This window comes from Neisseria sp. HMSC70E02, from assembly GCF_001838645.1.
GTDB lineage: Bacteria > Pseudomonadota > Gammaproteobacteria > Burkholderiales > Neisseriaceae > Neisseria > Neisseria macacae.
Genome location: NZ_KV838072.1, coordinates 1 through 16,140 on the forward strand (window position 1 = coordinate 1; position 16,140 = coordinate 16,140).

Annotated in this window: 11 protein-coding genes; 5 read left to right on the plus strand and 6 right to left on the minus strand. The window is 53.3% G+C overall.

The features are described from left to right. Nucleotides 1–670 precede the first annotated feature (670 nt). From HMPREF3277_RS02125 to HMPREF3277_RS02135, 3 genes are read right to left on the minus strand one after another with little or no spacing between them, the layout of a single operon-like run. Nucleotides 671–2,089, minus strand: a complete 1,419-nt coding sequence (locus HMPREF3277_RS02125; RefSeq protein WP_070869896.1) for an efflux transporter outer membrane subunit — start codon at nucleotides 2,087–2,089, stop codon at nucleotides 671–673. A gap of 58 nt (nucleotides 2,090–2,147) precedes the next feature. After that, entirely contained in the window at nucleotides 2,148–5,363 is a 3,216-nt protein-coding gene (locus HMPREF3277_RS02130; RefSeq protein ID WP_049230399.1) for an efflux RND transporter permease subunit, read from the minus strand. Nucleotides 5,364–5,374: 11 nt separating this feature from the next. Then, on the minus strand, nucleotides 5,375–6,667 hold the full coding sequence (locus HMPREF3277_RS02135) for an efflux RND transporter periplasmic adaptor subunit (RefSeq protein WP_009311020.1): 1,293 nt from the start codon (nucleotides 6,665–6,667) through the stop codon (nucleotides 5,375–5,377). A 235-nt stretch (nucleotides 6,668–6,902) separates the two neighbouring features. Here HMPREF3277_RS02135 and HMPREF3277_RS02140 point away from each other — a divergent pair, with 235 nt between their 5' ends. Further along, entirely contained in the window at nucleotides 6,903–7,538 is a 636-nt protein-coding gene (locus HMPREF3277_RS02140) for a multidrug efflux system transcriptional repressor MtrR (RefSeq protein ID WP_003764635.1), read from the plus strand. A 193-nt stretch (nucleotides 7,539–7,731) separates the two neighbouring features. On the opposite strand, the gene ettA is transcribed toward HMPREF3277_RS02140, so the two are convergent. Next, nucleotides 7,732–9,408: an energy-dependent translational throttle protein EttA gene (gene ettA, locus HMPREF3277_RS02145; RefSeq protein WP_070869897.1), complete on the minus strand. Its 1,677-nt coding sequence runs from the start codon at nucleotides 9,406–9,408 to the stop codon at nucleotides 7,732–7,734. Nucleotides 9,409–9,786: 378 nt separating this feature from the next. On the opposite strand from ettA, the gene HMPREF3277_RS02150 reads away from it, so the two are divergent. Next, on the plus strand, nucleotides 9,787–10,032 hold the full coding sequence (locus HMPREF3277_RS02150; RefSeq protein WP_070869898.1) for a hypothetical protein: 246 nt from the start codon (nucleotides 9,787–9,789) through the stop codon (nucleotides 10,030–10,032). Between the two features lie 73 nt (nucleotides 10,033–10,105). After that, the gene (locus HMPREF3277_RS02155; RefSeq protein ID WP_070869899.1) at nucleotides 10,106–10,816 is read left to right on the plus strand and encodes a HEAT repeat domain-containing protein; all 711 of its coding nucleotides are present in this window, start codon (nucleotides 10,106–10,108) and stop codon (nucleotides 10,814–10,816) included. 134 nt (nucleotides 10,817–10,950) lie between these two features. Here HMPREF3277_RS02155 and nadB read toward each other — a convergent pair whose 3' ends face one another. Together nadB and nadA are read right to left on the minus strand one after the other, a co-directional pair. Continuing rightward, nucleotides 10,951–12,495: an L-aspartate oxidase gene (nadB, locus tag HMPREF3277_RS02160; protein ID WP_070869900.1), complete on the minus strand. Its 1,545-nt coding sequence runs from the start codon at nucleotides 12,493–12,495 to the stop codon at nucleotides 10,951–10,953. A gap of 51 nt (nucleotides 12,496–12,546) precedes the next feature. Further along, on the minus strand, nucleotides 12,547–13,659 hold the full coding sequence (gene nadA / locus HMPREF3277_RS02165; RefSeq protein WP_070869901.1) for a quinolinate synthase NadA: 1,113 nt from the start codon (nucleotides 13,657–13,659) through the stop codon (nucleotides 12,547–12,549). A 202-nt stretch (nucleotides 13,660–13,861) separates the two neighbouring features. On the opposite strand from nadA, the gene HMPREF3277_RS02170 reads away from it, so the two are divergent. Beyond that, nucleotides 13,862–14,800 (plus strand): NUDIX hydrolase, encoded by a 939-nt coding sequence (locus HMPREF3277_RS02170; protein ID WP_070865930.1) that lies wholly within the window; start codon nucleotides 13,862–13,864, stop codon nucleotides 14,798–14,800. A gap of 229 nt (nucleotides 14,801–15,029) precedes the next feature. Further along, nucleotides 15,030–15,911 (plus strand): carboxylating nicotinate-nucleotide diphosphorylase, encoded by an 882-nt coding sequence (nadC, locus tag HMPREF3277_RS02175; RefSeq protein ID WP_070869902.1) that lies wholly within the window; start codon nucleotides 15,030–15,032, stop codon nucleotides 15,909–15,911. Nucleotides 15,912–16,140: the final 229 nt, after the last annotated feature.

Below are 16,140 nucleotides of genomic sequence, written 5' to 3' on the forward strand. Positions count from 1 at the left end.
GGTAACGCCGTCCTGGTTTAAAGTTAATCCACTAAAAACAGCACGGTCTAGCCCCGCCCTAATACCCCATTTGTCTGATAGGCTTCACTTTCTTATCGCAATACTTCAAACCGATACCGGTTTATCCTCTTCTATTTTTTCCAACGCCATCAGCAATAACCATTAAATCTTATTATTTTTCAATTAATTATATTAAATTTACGATTTCTTATCAATTTTGTATTGATAATTATTTTTATTAGCGTATAATCAAAACCACTCGGAAGCCGTCCGCTCCGAGCCATTAAACGACAGATTATCCCCTCTTCTTTTTGTCTCATTACCTTCGGAGTGCGCATATACGAGAAATACCGTTCCCATTTATATCAGATACTCAAAACCGAAAAACACAAAACCCGCTATCTCAACAGCGGGTTTTGTGTTTGTTTTGTATGGAGAACGACACAGCTCCCATCAAACTGGAAATCGCAAGAAGCTGCTGACGGAATACCGCTCCCTCTCTGATGACACCCTTCCATCCGTGACTGAAAAGGTCGTCTGAAATGGAAATCTCCAATTTCAGACGACCCCAGTTAAACATCTAAAAATCAAACCCTAATATAAAACGTCGTCTGAAACCTGATATCCGGTTTTCAGACGACGTTTTTGATGCCGTTTGTTTCAAACAGTCTTACTGCTGCGTGGCAGGTTGGCTAACGGTTTCGCGTTTCAAACCGCCGCCGAGTGCTTTATAGAGGTCGGCGAGGTTTTCGAGGCGGGTGAGCTGGTTGGCAAGCAAAGCGGTTTCTGCGCCATAGCTGCTGCGTTCTGCGTCAAGCAGGTCAAGGGCGTTGGATACGCCGTGTTTGTAGCGCAGATTGATGAGACGCAGGGTGTCGTTGTAGGCGCGGCTTTGTTTGTTTAGCGCGGCGTAGCTCTTGTCGAGTTGCTCGCGTGCGACCAAGGCGTTGGATACGTCTTGGAAAGCGGCTTGGACGGCGGCTTCGTACGCGACGATTTGCGCCTCTTTACGCAGCGTGGCTACGTCAAGATTCGCTTTGTTGCTACCCCAGTTGAAAATCGGCAGGGTAATGGAGGGGGCGAACGACCAAATGCCTGTACCGCTTTTGAAAAGACCGCTCAACTCGCCGGACGCTGTGCCGACCGAACCGGTCAGGCTGATGGTAGGGAAGAAGGCGGCACGCGCTGCGCCGATGTTGGCATTGGCTTGTTTGAGCAAGTGTTCTGCGGCGCGGATGTCGGGACGGTTCAGCAGCACTTCGGAACTCAAGCCGGCAGGCAGTCGGGTGATTTTGAACTGTTTGCTCAAAGGCAGCGCGGCAGGCAGGTCTTCCGGCAGGGGTTGGTTAATCAGGGTCGCCAAGGCATTGCGGGCCTGTTCGCGATTTTTGACGGCGTTCGCGTAATCGGCTTTGGCGGATTCAATCAGGGCTTCCTGTTGACGCAAATCGACGGCGGAAATCACGCCTGCTTTGTGGCGCATTTGGGAAAGTTTGTAAGTGGTTTCGCGGGTTTTAAGCACGCGCTGCGCCAATGCCATCGATTCTTGGGCGTACAGTTCGTTGAAATGGGCTTTAGCAACGGCGGCAATCAAGGCAAGGTGAGCGGCATCACGGTTCGCAGCTACGCTGAAATAACCTTGCAATGCGGCTTGGCTGTTGCTGCGGACACGTCCGAAAAGGTCCAGCTCGTAGGCTGCCGCGCCCAAACCGACGGTGTATTCGCTGCGGGTAACGCCGCCGCTCAAACTGCCTACCCGAGTTCCGGTACCGCTGGCGTTGATGCTCGGCAGCAGGTCGTTGCGGGCAATCATGTATTGTTTGCGGTAGATTTCGGCGTTCAATGCGGCGGTGCGCAAGTCGGTATTGCGTTCCAACGCGATGTCGATAAGGCGGTGCAGGCGCGGGTCGGCAAAGAAGTCCTGCCAGCCCAAGTCGGCGGCGCGGATACCGTCGTCGAAGGTGTCGTATTTGAAGGTTTCGGCAACTTCAACCTGCGGTTGTTCGTATTTCGGGATCATGGTACAGGCGGACAGCGCGACGGCTGCGGCGACGGTACTCAATACCGTTTTGAATGTCTTTTTGTTCATAAGGATTCCTTGAGGTCGTCTGAAATCCGTGTTTCAGGTTTTCAGACGACCTTTTTGCTTAGTGCTTGTTGTCCGTATTTTGATCTTCGAGGGAAATCATGCCCGCTTCGGCAGCGTGTTTTACTGCCATTTCATGTTCGCGCTGAGTTTCCTTGAAGAATTTACGCACGATGACATAAAAGAGCGGCACAAGGAACACGGACAAAATCGTACCGATCAACATGCCCCAGAACACAGTCGTACCGATAGCACGCTGGCTGGCAGAGCTGGCACCGCTGGCAACATACAGCGGAACCACGCCTAAAATGAAGGCAAACGAGGTCATGATAATCGGACGGAAACGCAAGTGTGCAGCGGCAAGCGCGGCTTCAATCGCGCTCTTACCCTGCGCTTGCAGGTCTTTGGCGAACTCGATAATCAAAATCGCGTTTTTCGCACTCAAACCCATCACCGTAACGAAACCGACTTGGAAGTAGATATCGTTGGCGTATGCCGGAATACTGCCCAGCAGCGCTTCAAACATATTGCGCCCCGTAACGCCCAATGCCGCGCCAATCAAGCCCAACGGAATCACAAGGATAACTGCCAACGGGATAGACCAGCTTTCGTACAAAGCAGCCAATACCAAGAATACAGCGGCAGCGGCCAATGCGTACAACACGACGGTTTGCGAGCCGCCTTTGGCCTCTTCACGAGACTGGCCGCCCCATTCCAGACTGTAACCGCCGCCCATGTCATCAACCATTTGCTGTACCGCAGCCATGGCCTGACCGGAAGATACGCCATTAACAGGCGAACCGGAAAGCTCCATTGCAGGATAACCATTGAAGCGGACGCTTTGTTCCATACCGTTTACCCAAGAAACAGTAGCAATGGTAGAAAGCGGTACGGCAACACCGGATTTATTCGGCACGGTCAAGTTCAGAATATCGGCAGGCTGCATACGGGCACTCGCATCAGCTTGTACCATCACGCGTTGCAGACGGCCTTGATTCGGGAAGTCGTTTACATAAGACGAACCCAAAGAAGAAGCCAAAGCAGTACGGATGTCAGAGAACGAAATACCTTGTGCAGCTGCGGCAGAGCGATTGATGTCGATTTTCAACTGCGGCGCATCTTCCAAACCGCTCGCACGAACGGTACTTGGGTTAAACAAACCGCTTTTGCGCATTTTGTCAATCAGCTCATTGCGCTTGGCCAACAATGCAGCATGGCCGCTGTTGTTACGGTCTTGCAGGTAAATCGTCAAGCCGGAACCTGTACCCAATTCCATAATGGCTGGAGGCACAATCGCCAAACCGAAACCGTCTTTCAGCGTAGCCATCATCATACCGGTCAACTTACCGGAAATAGAAGTCGCATCGCTGCCCGGAGCAGTACGTTCGCTCCAATCTTTCAGAATGACAAAGCCCAAAGCCATGTTTTGACCGGAGCCTGAAAAACTGAAGCCGGAAACGGTAATAATGTTCTCAATCTCAGGTATAGATTTTGCCAGTTGAGTGATTTGAGCCAAAGTTGCATCGGTACGCTCTTTGGTTGCACCGGCAGGCAATTGTACGCTCAACATCAAGTTACCTTGGTCTTCAGACGGCAAGAAGGAAGTCGGCAGACGCATAAACAGGAATACGCCCACAACAGTCAAACCAATATAGACAACCATCATGCGCAAAGTCTTGCGCAAGACTTTGGCAACCCAGCCTTCATAGCCGTGTGTCCAGTTGTCAAATTTTTTGTTAAACCAACCGAAGAAACCTTTTTTCTCTTCGTGATGACCCTTCTGAATCGGTTTGAGCATGGTGGCACACAATGCCGGAGTCAGCGTCAAAGCAAGGAATGCGGAGAAGCCGATCGATGCCGCAATGGTCAGGGCAAACTGTTTGTAAATGTTACCGGTTGCACCGCTAAACATCGCCAGCGGCACAAATACAGACATCAACACGGCAGTAATACCGATTACCGCACCGGAAATCTGACCCATCGCTTTTTTGGTTGCAGCCTTAGGCGACAGACCTTCGCTCGCCATAATACGCTCAACGTTTTCAACGACCACAATCGCATCGTCGACCACAATACCGATCACCAATACCATCGCAAACATGGTCAATACGTTAATCGACATACCCATGTATGAGATAAAGGCAAAACCGCCCAACAGGGAAATCGGTACAACAATGGTCGGAATCAGCGTATAGCGGATGTTTTGCAGGAAGAGATACATCACTAAGAATACCAAAACAATGGCTTCCAAAAGCGAATGGATCACTTTCTCAATCGAAATTTCCACAAATTTGGAAGTATCGTAAGGAACTTTCCAGCTCATGCCGTCTGGAAAATACTTCTGCAAAACCGCCATTTTTTCTTTTACTGCAGTCGCCGTTGCCAAAGCGTTACCGCTGTTAGACAGCATCACTGCCATACCGGTGGTGTTCACGCCGTTCAAGCGTGTAGAAGTAGAATAGTCCTGCATACCCAAGCTGACTTTGGCAACGTCTTTCAGATAGACGTTCGAGCCGTCAGTATTGGATACCAAAATGATGTTGCCGAACTCTTCAGCAGTGCTCAGCTGACCTTGCGCTGTAACGGTCGCCGAAATGGTCTGACCTGCAGCCGCCGGCAAAGAACCGATGGAGCCTGCTGAGATTTGAATGTTTTGTGTCGCAAGCGCATTGGTTACCGTTGCAAAAGACAGGTTGTAGTTTTGCAGTTTTTTCGGGTCAACCCAAATACGCATGGCGCGTTGCGCACCAAACAATTGTACCTGCCCTACCCCGTCGATACGCTGCAGTTCAGGAATGATATTGCGCTGGGCGTAATCGTTCATTTCCTCAATGGATTGCTTTTCAGAAGAAAGCATGACCACTTGCAAGAAGTTGGAACGCGCTTTAGATACGGTTACACCATATTGCTGTACGGTAGACGGCAATGTGGACAACACTTCCGACAATTTGTTCTGCACGTCCACCTGCGCCAAATCTTCATCGGTCTCAGGTGTAAACGTCAGACTGACGCTGCCGCTGCCGCTGGAATTGGCAGAAGTCGTCATATAGTCCAAACCTTCCACACCGTACATATTACGTTCGATAACGGCCAGTACGCTGTCTTCCATTACCTGAGCAGAAGCGCCCGGATAAGTAGCGCGCAAAGTAATGGTCGGTGCAGCAACGGACGGATATTGGGAAATCGGCAGTTTTTGAATGCCGAAAATACCCGCTGCGATGATAAAAATCGCAATCACCCATGCAAAAATGGGGCGGTCAATAAAAAACTTAGCCATGGATGCCTTCCTTATTTAGCCGCAGATGCCGGTTTGGCTTCAAAGGTCATCTGAACGTCTTTTTTCGCTTCGGAAGCAGCTTTCGGAGCAGCTCCGGCAGCAGATGCCGCCGCATTTTCAGGAGATGTCCATTCTTTAGGCGTTACCTTTTTCGCGCCACTCATGGCGGCGATACTGGTGCCGTCCACAACGACTTTGTCGCCGTCGTTCAGACCCGCAGTGATAATCCAGTTGGTTCCCTGCTGCTGGGTGACTGTTACCTCGCGCGGCTCCATTTCGCCTTTGGCGTTCACAATCGTTACAGTATCTTTCGTACCGCGCGTTACTGCCTGCTGCGGCACGACGAAGGCATTGTCGGCAGCCACTTGTTCCATCAAGACGCGCACATAAAGACCGGGCATCAGGATATTTTTGTCGTTCGGCACTGAAGCGCGCAGCGTGATTTGTCCGGTCGTTTCGTTAACAGACGGATCGGAGAACAGCAAACGGCCTTTATGAGGATAAACTTCGCCGTTGTCGAACTTGATGCCCACTTCAATCGCACCGTCCACGCCCGACAGCTTGCCCTCGGCAACCTGTTGGCGCAGCTTCATTACTTCGGTCGCAGATTGAGTGATGTTCACATACATAGGATTGGTTTGGCGGATGGTTGCCAGAACGGTCGTATCACCCGCGTTCAACAGCGTACCTTCGGATACTTTGGACTGCCCGATGAAACCTGAAATCGGCGCGGTAATGCGCGCCCTGTTCAGATTGATACCGGCAGATTTAATCGCCGCCTGAGCCGCTTTGACGCTTGCTTCGGCAGAACGTTTCGCCGTTACCGCCGCATCGTAGTCCTGTTTACTGATGGCATCGGCGGCAACCAGCGGCTTGTAACGCGCCAAGTCGGCATTGGCTTTGGCAAGGGTTGCCTGCGCGCTTGCCAACTGGGCGCGCGAGCTTTCCAGATTTGCTTCATAGGTGGAACTATCGATTTGGTAAAGCGGCTGTCCGGCGCGGACATAGCTGCCCTCTTGAAACAGGCGTTTTTGGATGATACCGCCGACTTGGGCGCGGACATCAGCGGTACGCAGCGACTCCAACCGACCCGGCAGCTCGGTCGTCAGCGCGACGGTTTCAGGATGGACGGTAACGACACCGACCACCGGTGGCGGAGCTTCTTTTTGTGCAGCTGCCTGCTGCCCTTTTCCATCTTTTGCACCTTGCGTCGCATCGGTGCCTTTGTTACACGCTGAAAGAGCCAACGCAGTAGCGGCAGCGATTGCCGCCATGCGCATCACCTTAGAAGCATAAGAAGCCATTACTTTTCCTATCTATATAATTGTTATGAGGGTTTACCCTATACTTTGTCATCATAGCCGATTTTTGGTTCCGAAACAACAATAACCTGCCTCAATATCCGGAGCAGGTCGTCTGAAAAATTATTTTATACTTGAGAGCCAATCTCAATTACAGGAGTCATTATACATACATGCTTGCATGGATACAAAGTATTTTTTATAATTCCCAATATTCCACCCAATTGAAATAGGCATCATGCGGAAAACCAAAACCGAAGCCCTTAAAACCAAAGAACATCTCATGCTCGCCGCGCTGGAAACCTTCTACCAAAAAGGCATCGCGCGCACTTCGCTCAACGAAATCGCCCAAGCCGCCGGCGTCACGCGCGGCGCTTTGTATTGGCATTTCAAAAACAAAGAAGACTTGTTCGACGCCCTCTTCCAGCGCATTTGCGACGACATCGAAAACTGTATGCATCAGGACGCGGCCGATAGCGATGAACAAGAGTGGTCGCTTTTCCGCCGCACCTTGATGCACTTTTTCACGCGCCTGCAAACCAACGACATCCACTATAAATTCCACAGCATCCTGTTTTTAAAATGCGAACACACCGAGCAGAACGCCGCCGTCATCGACATTGCGGATAAACATCAATCGATTTGGCGCGAGAAAATTACCGAAGTTCTGACCAAATCCATTGCCCAACATGCCTTATCCGAAGATTTGGATACCGACATGGCGGTCATCTTCATCAAATCGATGCTGGACGGTCTGATTTGGCGTTGGCTCTCGTCCGACAAAAGTTTCGACCTTGCCCAAACCGCACCGCGTATGATTGACATCCTCTTGGACAATCTGAAAAACCACCCGCAACTGCGTAAGCAAAAATAACGGACTGCATACAAAAAGGTCGTCTGAAAACAAGCATCACACGTTTTCAGACGACCCGTTCCTTGTTTCAACAGGCGTTATATATTATGAATCAACCCGTTAGACAAACAACGCCCGAACAATCCCTGCTTAACAAAAACGTCGTCTGAAAACCCTTTTTCAAGTTTTCAGACGACGTTTTCTTATTTTCCTATCAACGCGTTACCGGTTTATATTTAATCCGTTTCGGTTTCGCGCCCTCTTCGCCGAGTCGGCGTTTTTTATCGGCTTCGTATTCCTGATAGTTGCCGTCAAAGAACACCCATTTCGAATCGCCTTCGCAAGCCAAGATATGCGTGGCGATGCGGTCGAGGAACCAGCGGTCGTGCGAAATCACCATCACGCTGCCGGCAAATTCCAGCAATGCGTCTTCCAGCGCGCGCAGGGTTTCCACGTCGAGGTCGTTGGACGGTTCGTCCAGCAGCAACACATTGCCGCCGCTCAACAAGGTTTTCGCCAAGTGCAAACGTCCGCGTTCGCCGCCGGAAAGCTGCCCCGCGATTTTACTTTGGTCGCTGCCTTTGAAGTTGAAGCGTCCCAAATACTGGCGGGCGGGAATTTCAAACTGTCCGACCTGCAAAATGTCGCGGCCTTCGGCAATGTTGTCGAACACGGTTTTGTCGTTTTGCAAACCTTCGCGGCTTTGGTCAATCAGGCTCATTTTCACGGTTTGCCCAATTTTCACTTCGCCGGAATCAGGCTGCTCTTTGCCCGCAATCATTTTGAACAGCGTCGATTTACCCGCGCCGTTCGGGCCGATGATGCCGACAATCGCACCCGCGGGCACTTTGAAGCTCAAATCGTCAATCAGCACTTTGTCGCCAAACGATTTGGAAACGTTCACAAATTCAATTACTTCATTACCCAAACGTTCGGCAACGGGAATGAAGATTTCCTGCGTTTCATTGCGTTTTTGGTATTCGTAGTTGCTCATTTCTTCAAAACGCGCCAAACGCGCTTTGGACTTGGCTTGGCGGCCTTTGGCATTTTGGCGCACCCATTCCAATTCCTGCTTCATCGCTTTTACACGCGCGGCTTCGGATTTTGCCTCGTTTTCCAAGCGTTTTTCTTTCTGCTCCAGCCAAGACGAGTAATTGCCTTTCCACGGAATACCATGGCCGCGGTCGAGTTCCAAAATCCATTCGGCGGCGTTGTCGAGGAAGTAGCGGTCATGTGTTACTGCGACCACCGTACCGGGGAAGCGCACCAAAAATTGCTCCAGCCATTCGACCGATTCCGCATCCAAGTGGTTGGTCGGCTCGTCCAGCAGCAACATGTCGGGCTTGCTCAACAAGAGTTTGCACAAAGCGACGCGCCGTTTTTCACCGCCGGACAGATTGCCGATTTTGGCATCCCATTCCGGCAGGCGCAGCGCATCGGCGGCGATTTCCAATTCGTGTTCCGCACCACCGCCCGTGGACGAACCCGCTGCAATAATCGCTTCCAAGCGGCCCTGCTCTTCCGCCAGCGCGTCAAAATCCGCATCGGGATTGGCGTACTCGGCATACACTTCTTCCAAACGTTTCTGCGCGGCGGCTACTTCGCCCAAACCGCTTTCCACTTCCTCACGCACGGTTTTTTCAGGATCAAGCTCCGGCTCTTGCGACAGATAGCCGATTTTGATGCCACCCATCGGCACGGCTTCGCCCTCAAATTCCTTATCCACACCCGCCATAATCCGCAGCACGGTGGACTTGCCCGCGCCGTTCAAACCGAGCAAACCGATTTTCGCGCCGGGGAAGAAGGAAAGGGAAATATCTTTAATGATGGTTTTCTGCGGCGGCACAACCTTGCTCACGCGCAGCATGGAATAGACGTATTGTTGGGACATGGTTTTCTCAATTCGGTCAAACAAATTTCAGACGACCCATTTTAACCGATTGCACCGATTGTTGCTTGCACGGATGATATTTAGAGGGGAAACAGATGGGATGAGCAAAAGGCTTATTAATCACTTTCTGCTTATTCTGATTCATAAAGAGTTTGTTATTCACAAATGAATACCAAACTCTTTATGAATCATTTTTTGCTGAATTTGATTGACAAAATTGTTTGTCTATCACAAATGGGCGACAATACTTTTTTATATCAGCGAATATTTTGAGGAACACAAAGAACGCCACACAGAATTGATGCGCCAAGCTTCTCAAATTGGCAAGCAGCGCATAACCTTGAAATTGCCCAAAGCATTCATGCACTTTATGAAGAAATGAAGTTCATTTTTACCCAAACACTCTCCTCCAAACATTCACTTGCCGTGCTAGATTTTGTTTTTACTTATCCCGTTTTCCGAAACAGCCGATTATCAGAACTGACCAACATCCCGCCTGCAACTGCAAACCGTTTCACCAAAGCATTGTTGGAAAAAGATATCTTGACATTAAAAGAAGAAGCAAGCGGAAGAAAATCAGCATTGTATTCATTTGAGAGGATGATGGAGTTGGTAAGGGTTTAATGAAAAAGGTCGTCTGAAACCTTTTCAGACGACCCCAAACAAACCCAAAATTAAAACATAAAAGGAGCATCTTATGTCCCAATATCCCCCAGCCACGCTGATTGCCTGTCTGCAACAGCACCAAATCCCTGCCGAACACATCACTGCCTTGCAGCACTTTATCCCCAAAGATGGTTTTTGCTTTCATCACGACGATACGGATTGGCAAAACAGCAAAGATTATTTTGACGAATGTTGGCAGGCTTTGCCGGTCGCGCCTATTTTACAGGACGAAGAAAGCAACGAATGGTTTGTGTACCTTACTGGGCCGCTACTCGGCATGGTCGGACACTTTCAACACGATGACCCCGACCTGGTACCCAGTTTTGCTACCATCCCTGACTTCCTCGCCGCCATTTCAACCTACCCCGAAGCACAAGACGGCTACGAACTGCTGCATGATAAGCGTGCCTACCAATTTCCCAATCCCATACCGCCGCTGGACGCAGCCACACGTCAAGCCGCCATGCAACAGCTTCGGCAGGCGGCAGAGCAAAGCGACGATGACGAAATCCGCCAGTGCCTGCATTTCGCTTGGTTTAATCTCATCGCTAAAGACGAAATCGCCCAATGGCTGCTGCCCTATCTCGATGACGAGGATATGTATGTGCAGGAACGCGCCATAGAACTTATCGGCAAACACAACTACCAAGCCGCACGCGACAAATTGTGCGAACTGCAAACGACGGCACTTCCCAACGGACAAACCGCCGCGCAACGTGTCTTGAAAATGTGGGGCAGTTGAGCATTAGAAGCCGTCTGTCCATCTAAACGGTGCACATTGCTTCAAATCAGCCAAAAGGTCGTCTAAAAACCCTTTCAGACGACCTTTCTTCATTCTTCGCAGGAATATCCCAAATCCCCGCGCAGCCCTACCCTTCAGCCTGCCGCCTGCTTTTTCCAATCGACACTCCCTGCCAAGTCGGTATTGAAATGCGCGCCGATGTTTTGCCGCCTTGCGTATGCGGCTTGGGCGACGGCGAGGCTGCATTCGAGCAGGTTGCGGTTTTCGTATTCGGACGCGGTGTGCGGTTCGGCTTGGTTTTGCTTCCAAAGCCGCAGTTGGGCGATGGCGCGGCGCAGGCCGGTATCGTTGCGGAGGATGCCGAGATGGCGTTGGTTGAACGCTTGCAGGACGGGGCGGCTGAATGTGTTTTGGAGGTCGTCTGAAAAGATGCCTGCTTCGGCGGTGGGGTTTTCAGACGACCTTTTGGACGGTACGGCTTGGAATGCTTGTCCTTCCGCGATGGTTTGGGCGGCAAGCCTGGCGGTAACGACGCATTCGAGCAGGGAGTTGCTGGCGAGGCGGTTGGCTCCGTGCAGCCCTGTGCAGGCGGTTTCGCCTAAGGCGTAGAGCTGCGGCAGGGAGGTTCTGCCGCAGGGGTCAGTTTGGATGCCGCCGCAGGTGTAGTGTTGCACGGGGCGGACGGGGATGGCTTGGCGCGTGATGTCCAAGCCGCATTGGGACAGACAGTGCCGATGGATGGACGGGAAATGCTGACGGACGAACGCTGCGGGTTGATGGCTGATGTCGAGCGAGACGAAGTCTTGCGTTTGTTTGGCGATTTCGGCGGCGATGGCGCGGGCAACGATGTCGCGCGGTGCGAGTTCGGCGCGGCGGTCGTAATGCGGCATAAACCGTTCGCCCGATTGGTTGGTCAGGATGCCGCCTTCGCCGCGCACGGCTTCGGAAATCAGGAAGGTGCGGCCGTTTTCAGACGACCTTGCCAAGCCTGTGGGGTGGAATTGGATAAATTCGAGGTTTTCGACTGCGCAGCCTGCGCGTATCGCCATGGCGATGGCGTCGCCCGTGCATTCGGGCGGCGTGGTGGTGGCGGCGTAAATCTGTCCCAAGCCGCCGCCTGCGAGTACGGTATGGCGGGCGCGGATGCGGTAGGTTTCTTGCGTTCGGCGGTCGAGGACGGTCAGTCCGCACGCCGCGCCTGATTCGGTTTGGATGTCCAACGCCATCTGCCGCTCGCAAACGCGGATGTTCAGGCGGCGGCGTATTTGGGCAATCAGGCTCTGCATGACGGCTTCGCCCGTGTAGTCGGCGACGTGGGCGATTCGGCGGCAGGTATGCCCGCCTTCGCGCGTCAGGTGCAGGTCGTTATTATTTTGGTCGAACGCCACGCCCTGCGCCAGCAGCCATTCGATTGCCGGTTTGCCCTGCGATAAGATGGTTCGAACGGCGGCTTCGTCGCACAAACCCGCGCCCGCTTCCAAGGTATCGGCAACGTGTTTTCCGATGTCGTCCTCTCCCGACCACGCCGCCGCAATCCCGCCTTGCGCATGGCGGCTGGCGGTGTCGTCCAGCCGGTTTTTGCACAAAATGACGATGCGGAACGATTCAGGCAGCGACAGGGCGAGCGTCAGTGCCGCCAGCCCGTTTCCGGCAATCAATACGTCGCAATCGGTTTGCATGGTGTTGTCCTTGTTTGAGAGGTCGTCTGAAACGGCAATATGGGCGGCAAATCAGGCGGGGCCCATTCCGTTGAACACATCTTTTTTCTTCAGTCCTGCCGCGAAGTCGAGCATACGCTGCAAAGGCAGTTTGGCGGCTTCGCCCAGCTTTCTGTCCAACAGGATTTCGTTGTGTCCGCTTGTCAGGGCGTGTTTGATACCGCCCAGCGAATTCATCGCCATCCACGGACAGAACGCGCAGCTTTTGCAGCTTCCGCCGTTGCCCGCCGTCGGTGCGGCGATAAATTCTTTGTCGGGCGCCTGCTTTTGCATTTCATGCAGGATGCCCAAATCGGTCGCCACGATGAATTTTTTTTCGGGACGCGATACGGCGGCTTTGAGCAGTTTGCTGGTCGAGCCGACCACGTCGCCCAGTTCGATGACGCTTTGCGGCGATTCGGGATGAACCAGCACCACTGCGTCGGGGTGTTCCGCCTTCAACGCCGCCAATTCCTGCCCTTTGAATTCGTTATGGACGATGCACGAACCCTGCCACAACAGCATATCCGCGTCCGTTTCGCGGCGGATGTAGTCTCCGAGGTGGCGGTCGGGTCCCCAAATCAACTTCTCACCGCGCGATTTCAGATACGACACGATTTCCAACGCCACCGAAGACGTTACCACCCAGTCGGCACGCGCTTTCACGGCTGCGGAAGTGTTGGCGTACACCACCACCGTACGGTCGGGGTGTTGGTCGCAAAACGCCGAAAACGCCTCTTCCGGGCAACCCAAATCCAAAGAACATTCCGCTTCCAAATCAGGCATCAGCACCGTTTTTTCAGGACAGAGGATTTTCGCGCTCTCGCCCATGAAGCGCACACCCGCCACCACCAGCGTACCGGCCTCGTGTTCCGCGCCGAAGCGTGCCATCTCCAGCGAATCACCCACGCATCCGCCTGTTTCCAAGGCCAAATCCTGAATCAGCGGATCGACGTAATAATGCGCCACCAAGACCGCGTTTTTCTCCTTCAGCAAAGCCTTGATTTCGTCTTTCAGACGACCTGCCGTCTCGCGGTCGGGCGTGTCGGCAACCTTCGCCCACGCCTGACGGATTTGGCAGGCGGAAGTCGGCGTCTGAATGAGGGGCATATCGTAGTCGAACGAGCGGCGGGCGGCGGTTTGCATGATGTTTCCTTGTAGCTGGTTTTTGAGGCGGCATGAAGGTTTGCCGTCTGTTTTTCAAACTGTTTTTATATTATGCTCAACTTGAGTATAATATGCAAGGTCGTCTGAAAACAGGTTTGAGATACCGCAAAACCGACCCGCTTCGTTCCGACAAACCGCTTTGGTTTACAATAAAGCCTTTCCCACCCGCAGAAAGCCGAGCATGGATGCCTACCCCGAAGCCGAAGCCCCGCCGCAAAGCATCGTCGAACTGGTTCCCGTATTGATTGCCGTTACCGACGGCGGCCTGCGGGTGTTGACCGTCGCCCAAGGCACGCTCCTGCCCAACGGCCCGCTCTCCCCCCTGCGCAATTCCCTGCAGGCGGGCGTGAAACTGTGGGTCGCCAAGCAGACTTCGCAGCCTATGGGCTATGTGGAACAGCTTTACACCTTTGTCGATACCCACCGCCGCAACGAACACGGCATGCCCGTACTGTACGTCAGCTACTTGGGACTGGTGCGCGAGGCAGCCGACAGCATCCTGCATCCCGACGCGAAATGGCAGGACTGCTACGACTATTTCCCGTGGGAAGACTTGCGCACCGACGGCGGGCAGCGCGACGCCATCGTCAGCCGCCTGCGCATTTGGGCAAACTCGGCGGACACGGAGGAAGTGCGCCAAAAGCGGCTCAAGCGCATTCACTTGTGCTGGGGGGTCGAACCGGAAAACTGGTCGGAAGAATACGTTTTGCAACGCTATGAAATGCTGTATGAAAGCGGCCTGATAGCGGAAGCCGCCGAGCCGCAGGCAAACTTCGACTTCGCGCTCACGGGGCAGCCCATGCGCCACGACCACCGCCGCGTGTTGGCAACCGCCCTGTCCCGCCTGCGCGCCAAAATCAAATACCGCCCCGTGATTTTCGAACTGATGCCGCCCGAATTCACGCTGCTGCAACTGCAAAACAGCGTCGAAGCCATCAGCGGCAGATTGCTGCACAAGCAAAACTTCCGCCGCCAGATTCAGCAGCAAAACCTCATCGAGCCGTCGGATACCGGCGTATCGGGCAGCAAAGGCCGTCCCGCGCAGCTTTACCGCTTCCGCGACGACGTCCTGCCCGACAGGCTGATTTCGGACATCGGACTGCCGCTGGGCAGCCGTTAGCCCGTTTTCAGACGATCTATAGTGGATTAACAAAAATCAGGACAAGGCGACGAAGCCGCAGACAGTACAGATAGTACGGCACCGATTCACTTGGTGCTTCAGCACCTTAGAGAATCGTTTTCTTTGAGCTAAGGCGAGGTAACGCCGTACTGGTTTAAATTTAATCCACTATAAAATGAAGTTTTGCCCCATCGGTGCAACATCAATCTTTTTCAACAAAGGAAACCCCATGTCGTCTGAAAACACCCTCTTCCCCCTGCCCGACACCCTGTTGCGCCCCATGGTCGAACAAACCCTGAGCGAAGATTTGGGCAGGCGCGGCGACATTACGTCCGCCGCCGTCATCGCCCCCGATAAAACCGCCAAACTCTTCCTCGTCAGCCGCGAAGACGGCGTCATCGCCGGCATGGACTTGGCGCGCCTCGCCTTTCAGACGATGGATCCGTCCGTCCGCTTCCAAGCCAAAATTCACGACGGGCAAGCCGTCCTCGCAGGTCGGACACTGGCCGCCGTCGAAGGCAACGCCCGCGCCCTGCTCGCCGCCGAACGCACCGCGCTCAACTACCTTACGCACTTAAGCGGCATCGCCACCGCTACCGCGCGTGCCGTCGCCGAAGTCGCCGAATACGGTACAGACATCGTGTGCAGCCGCAAAACCATCCCCCTGCTGCGCGTCCTGCAAAAATACGCCGTCAGGGCGGGCGGCGGCGTGAACCACCGCATGGGTTTGGACGACGCCGTACTCATCAAAGACAACCACCTCGCCTATTGCGGCAGCATCGCCCAAGCCGTGCGGCAGGCGAAGCAGGCGGTCGGACCGTTGACCTGCATAGAAATCGAAGTGGACACGCTGGCACAACTGGACGAAGCCATCGCGGCGGGCGTGGAACGGATTTTGCTGGATAACATGAACGACGAAACCCTGAAAGAAGCGGCAAACCGCTGCCACACGCAAACCGCCCACCCCCACACCGTCTATTGCGAAGCATCGGGCGGCATCGGCTTCGACCGCCTGAAGCGCGTGGCACAAACCGGCGTAGACGGCATCGCCCTCGGCTATCTGACCCACAGCAGCCGCTCGTTGGACATAGGCTTGGATTTCGTGGCGTAAATTTTGCCGAAGACAGCGGCGCAGAAAGAAAATCCATTCAAAAACGCCCGTTTCGTCATTCCCGCGCAGGCGGGGTAAAGATGACGAAACGGGCGTTTTCTGGAGTGGATTAAAATTGCAATGATAAGGCGTTGCCAACGCCCTTATGTACTTTAGCTAAATTACTTTATTTTCGACACGCACCTTACCGCTTGTCGTCATTCCCGCCCCCGCCTGCGCGAGGACAGGC

Excerpts from the sequence above, each read along its gene's own strand:
- HMPREF3277_RS02125 (WP_070869896.1), bottom strand. The coding sequence starts at position 2,089 with ATGAACAAAAAGACATTCAAAACGGTATTGAGTACCGTCGCCGCAGCC.
- HMPREF3277_RS02130 (WP_049230399.1), bottom strand. The coding sequence starts at position 5,363 with ATGGCTAAGTTTTTTATTGACCGCCCCATTTTTGCATGGGTGATTGCG.
- HMPREF3277_RS02135 (WP_009311020.1), bottom strand. The coding sequence starts at position 6,667 with ATGGCTTCTTATGCTTCTAAGGTGATGCGCATGGCGGCAATCGCTGCC.
- HMPREF3277_RS02140 (WP_003764635.1), top strand. The coding sequence starts at position 6,903 with ATGCGGAAAACCAAAACCGAAGCCCTTAAAACCAAAGAACATCTCATG.
- ettA (WP_070869897.1), bottom strand. The coding sequence starts at position 9,408 with ATGTCCCAACAATACGTCTATTCCATGCTGCGCGTGAGCAAGGTTGTG.
- HMPREF3277_RS02150 (WP_070869898.1), top strand. The coding sequence starts at position 9,787 with ATGAAGTTCATTTTTACCCAAACACTCTCCTCCAAACATTCACTTGCC.
- HMPREF3277_RS02155 (WP_070869899.1), top strand. The coding sequence starts at position 10,106 with ATGTCCCAATATCCCCCAGCCACGCTGATTGCCTGTCTGCAACAGCAC.
- nadB (WP_070869900.1), bottom strand. The coding sequence starts at position 12,495 with ATGCAAACCGATTGCGACGTATTGATTGCCGGAAACGGGCTGGCGGCA.
- nadA (WP_070869901.1), bottom strand. The coding sequence starts at position 13,659 with ATGCAAACCGCCGCCCGCCGCTCGTTCGACTACGATATGCCCCTCATT.
- HMPREF3277_RS02170 (WP_070865930.1), top strand. The coding sequence starts at position 13,862 with ATGGATGCCTACCCCGAAGCCGAAGCCCCGCCGCAAAGCATCGTCGAA.
- nadC (WP_070869902.1), top strand. The coding sequence starts at position 15,030 with ATGTCGTCTGAAAACACCCTCTTCCCCCTGCCCGACACCCTGTTGCGC.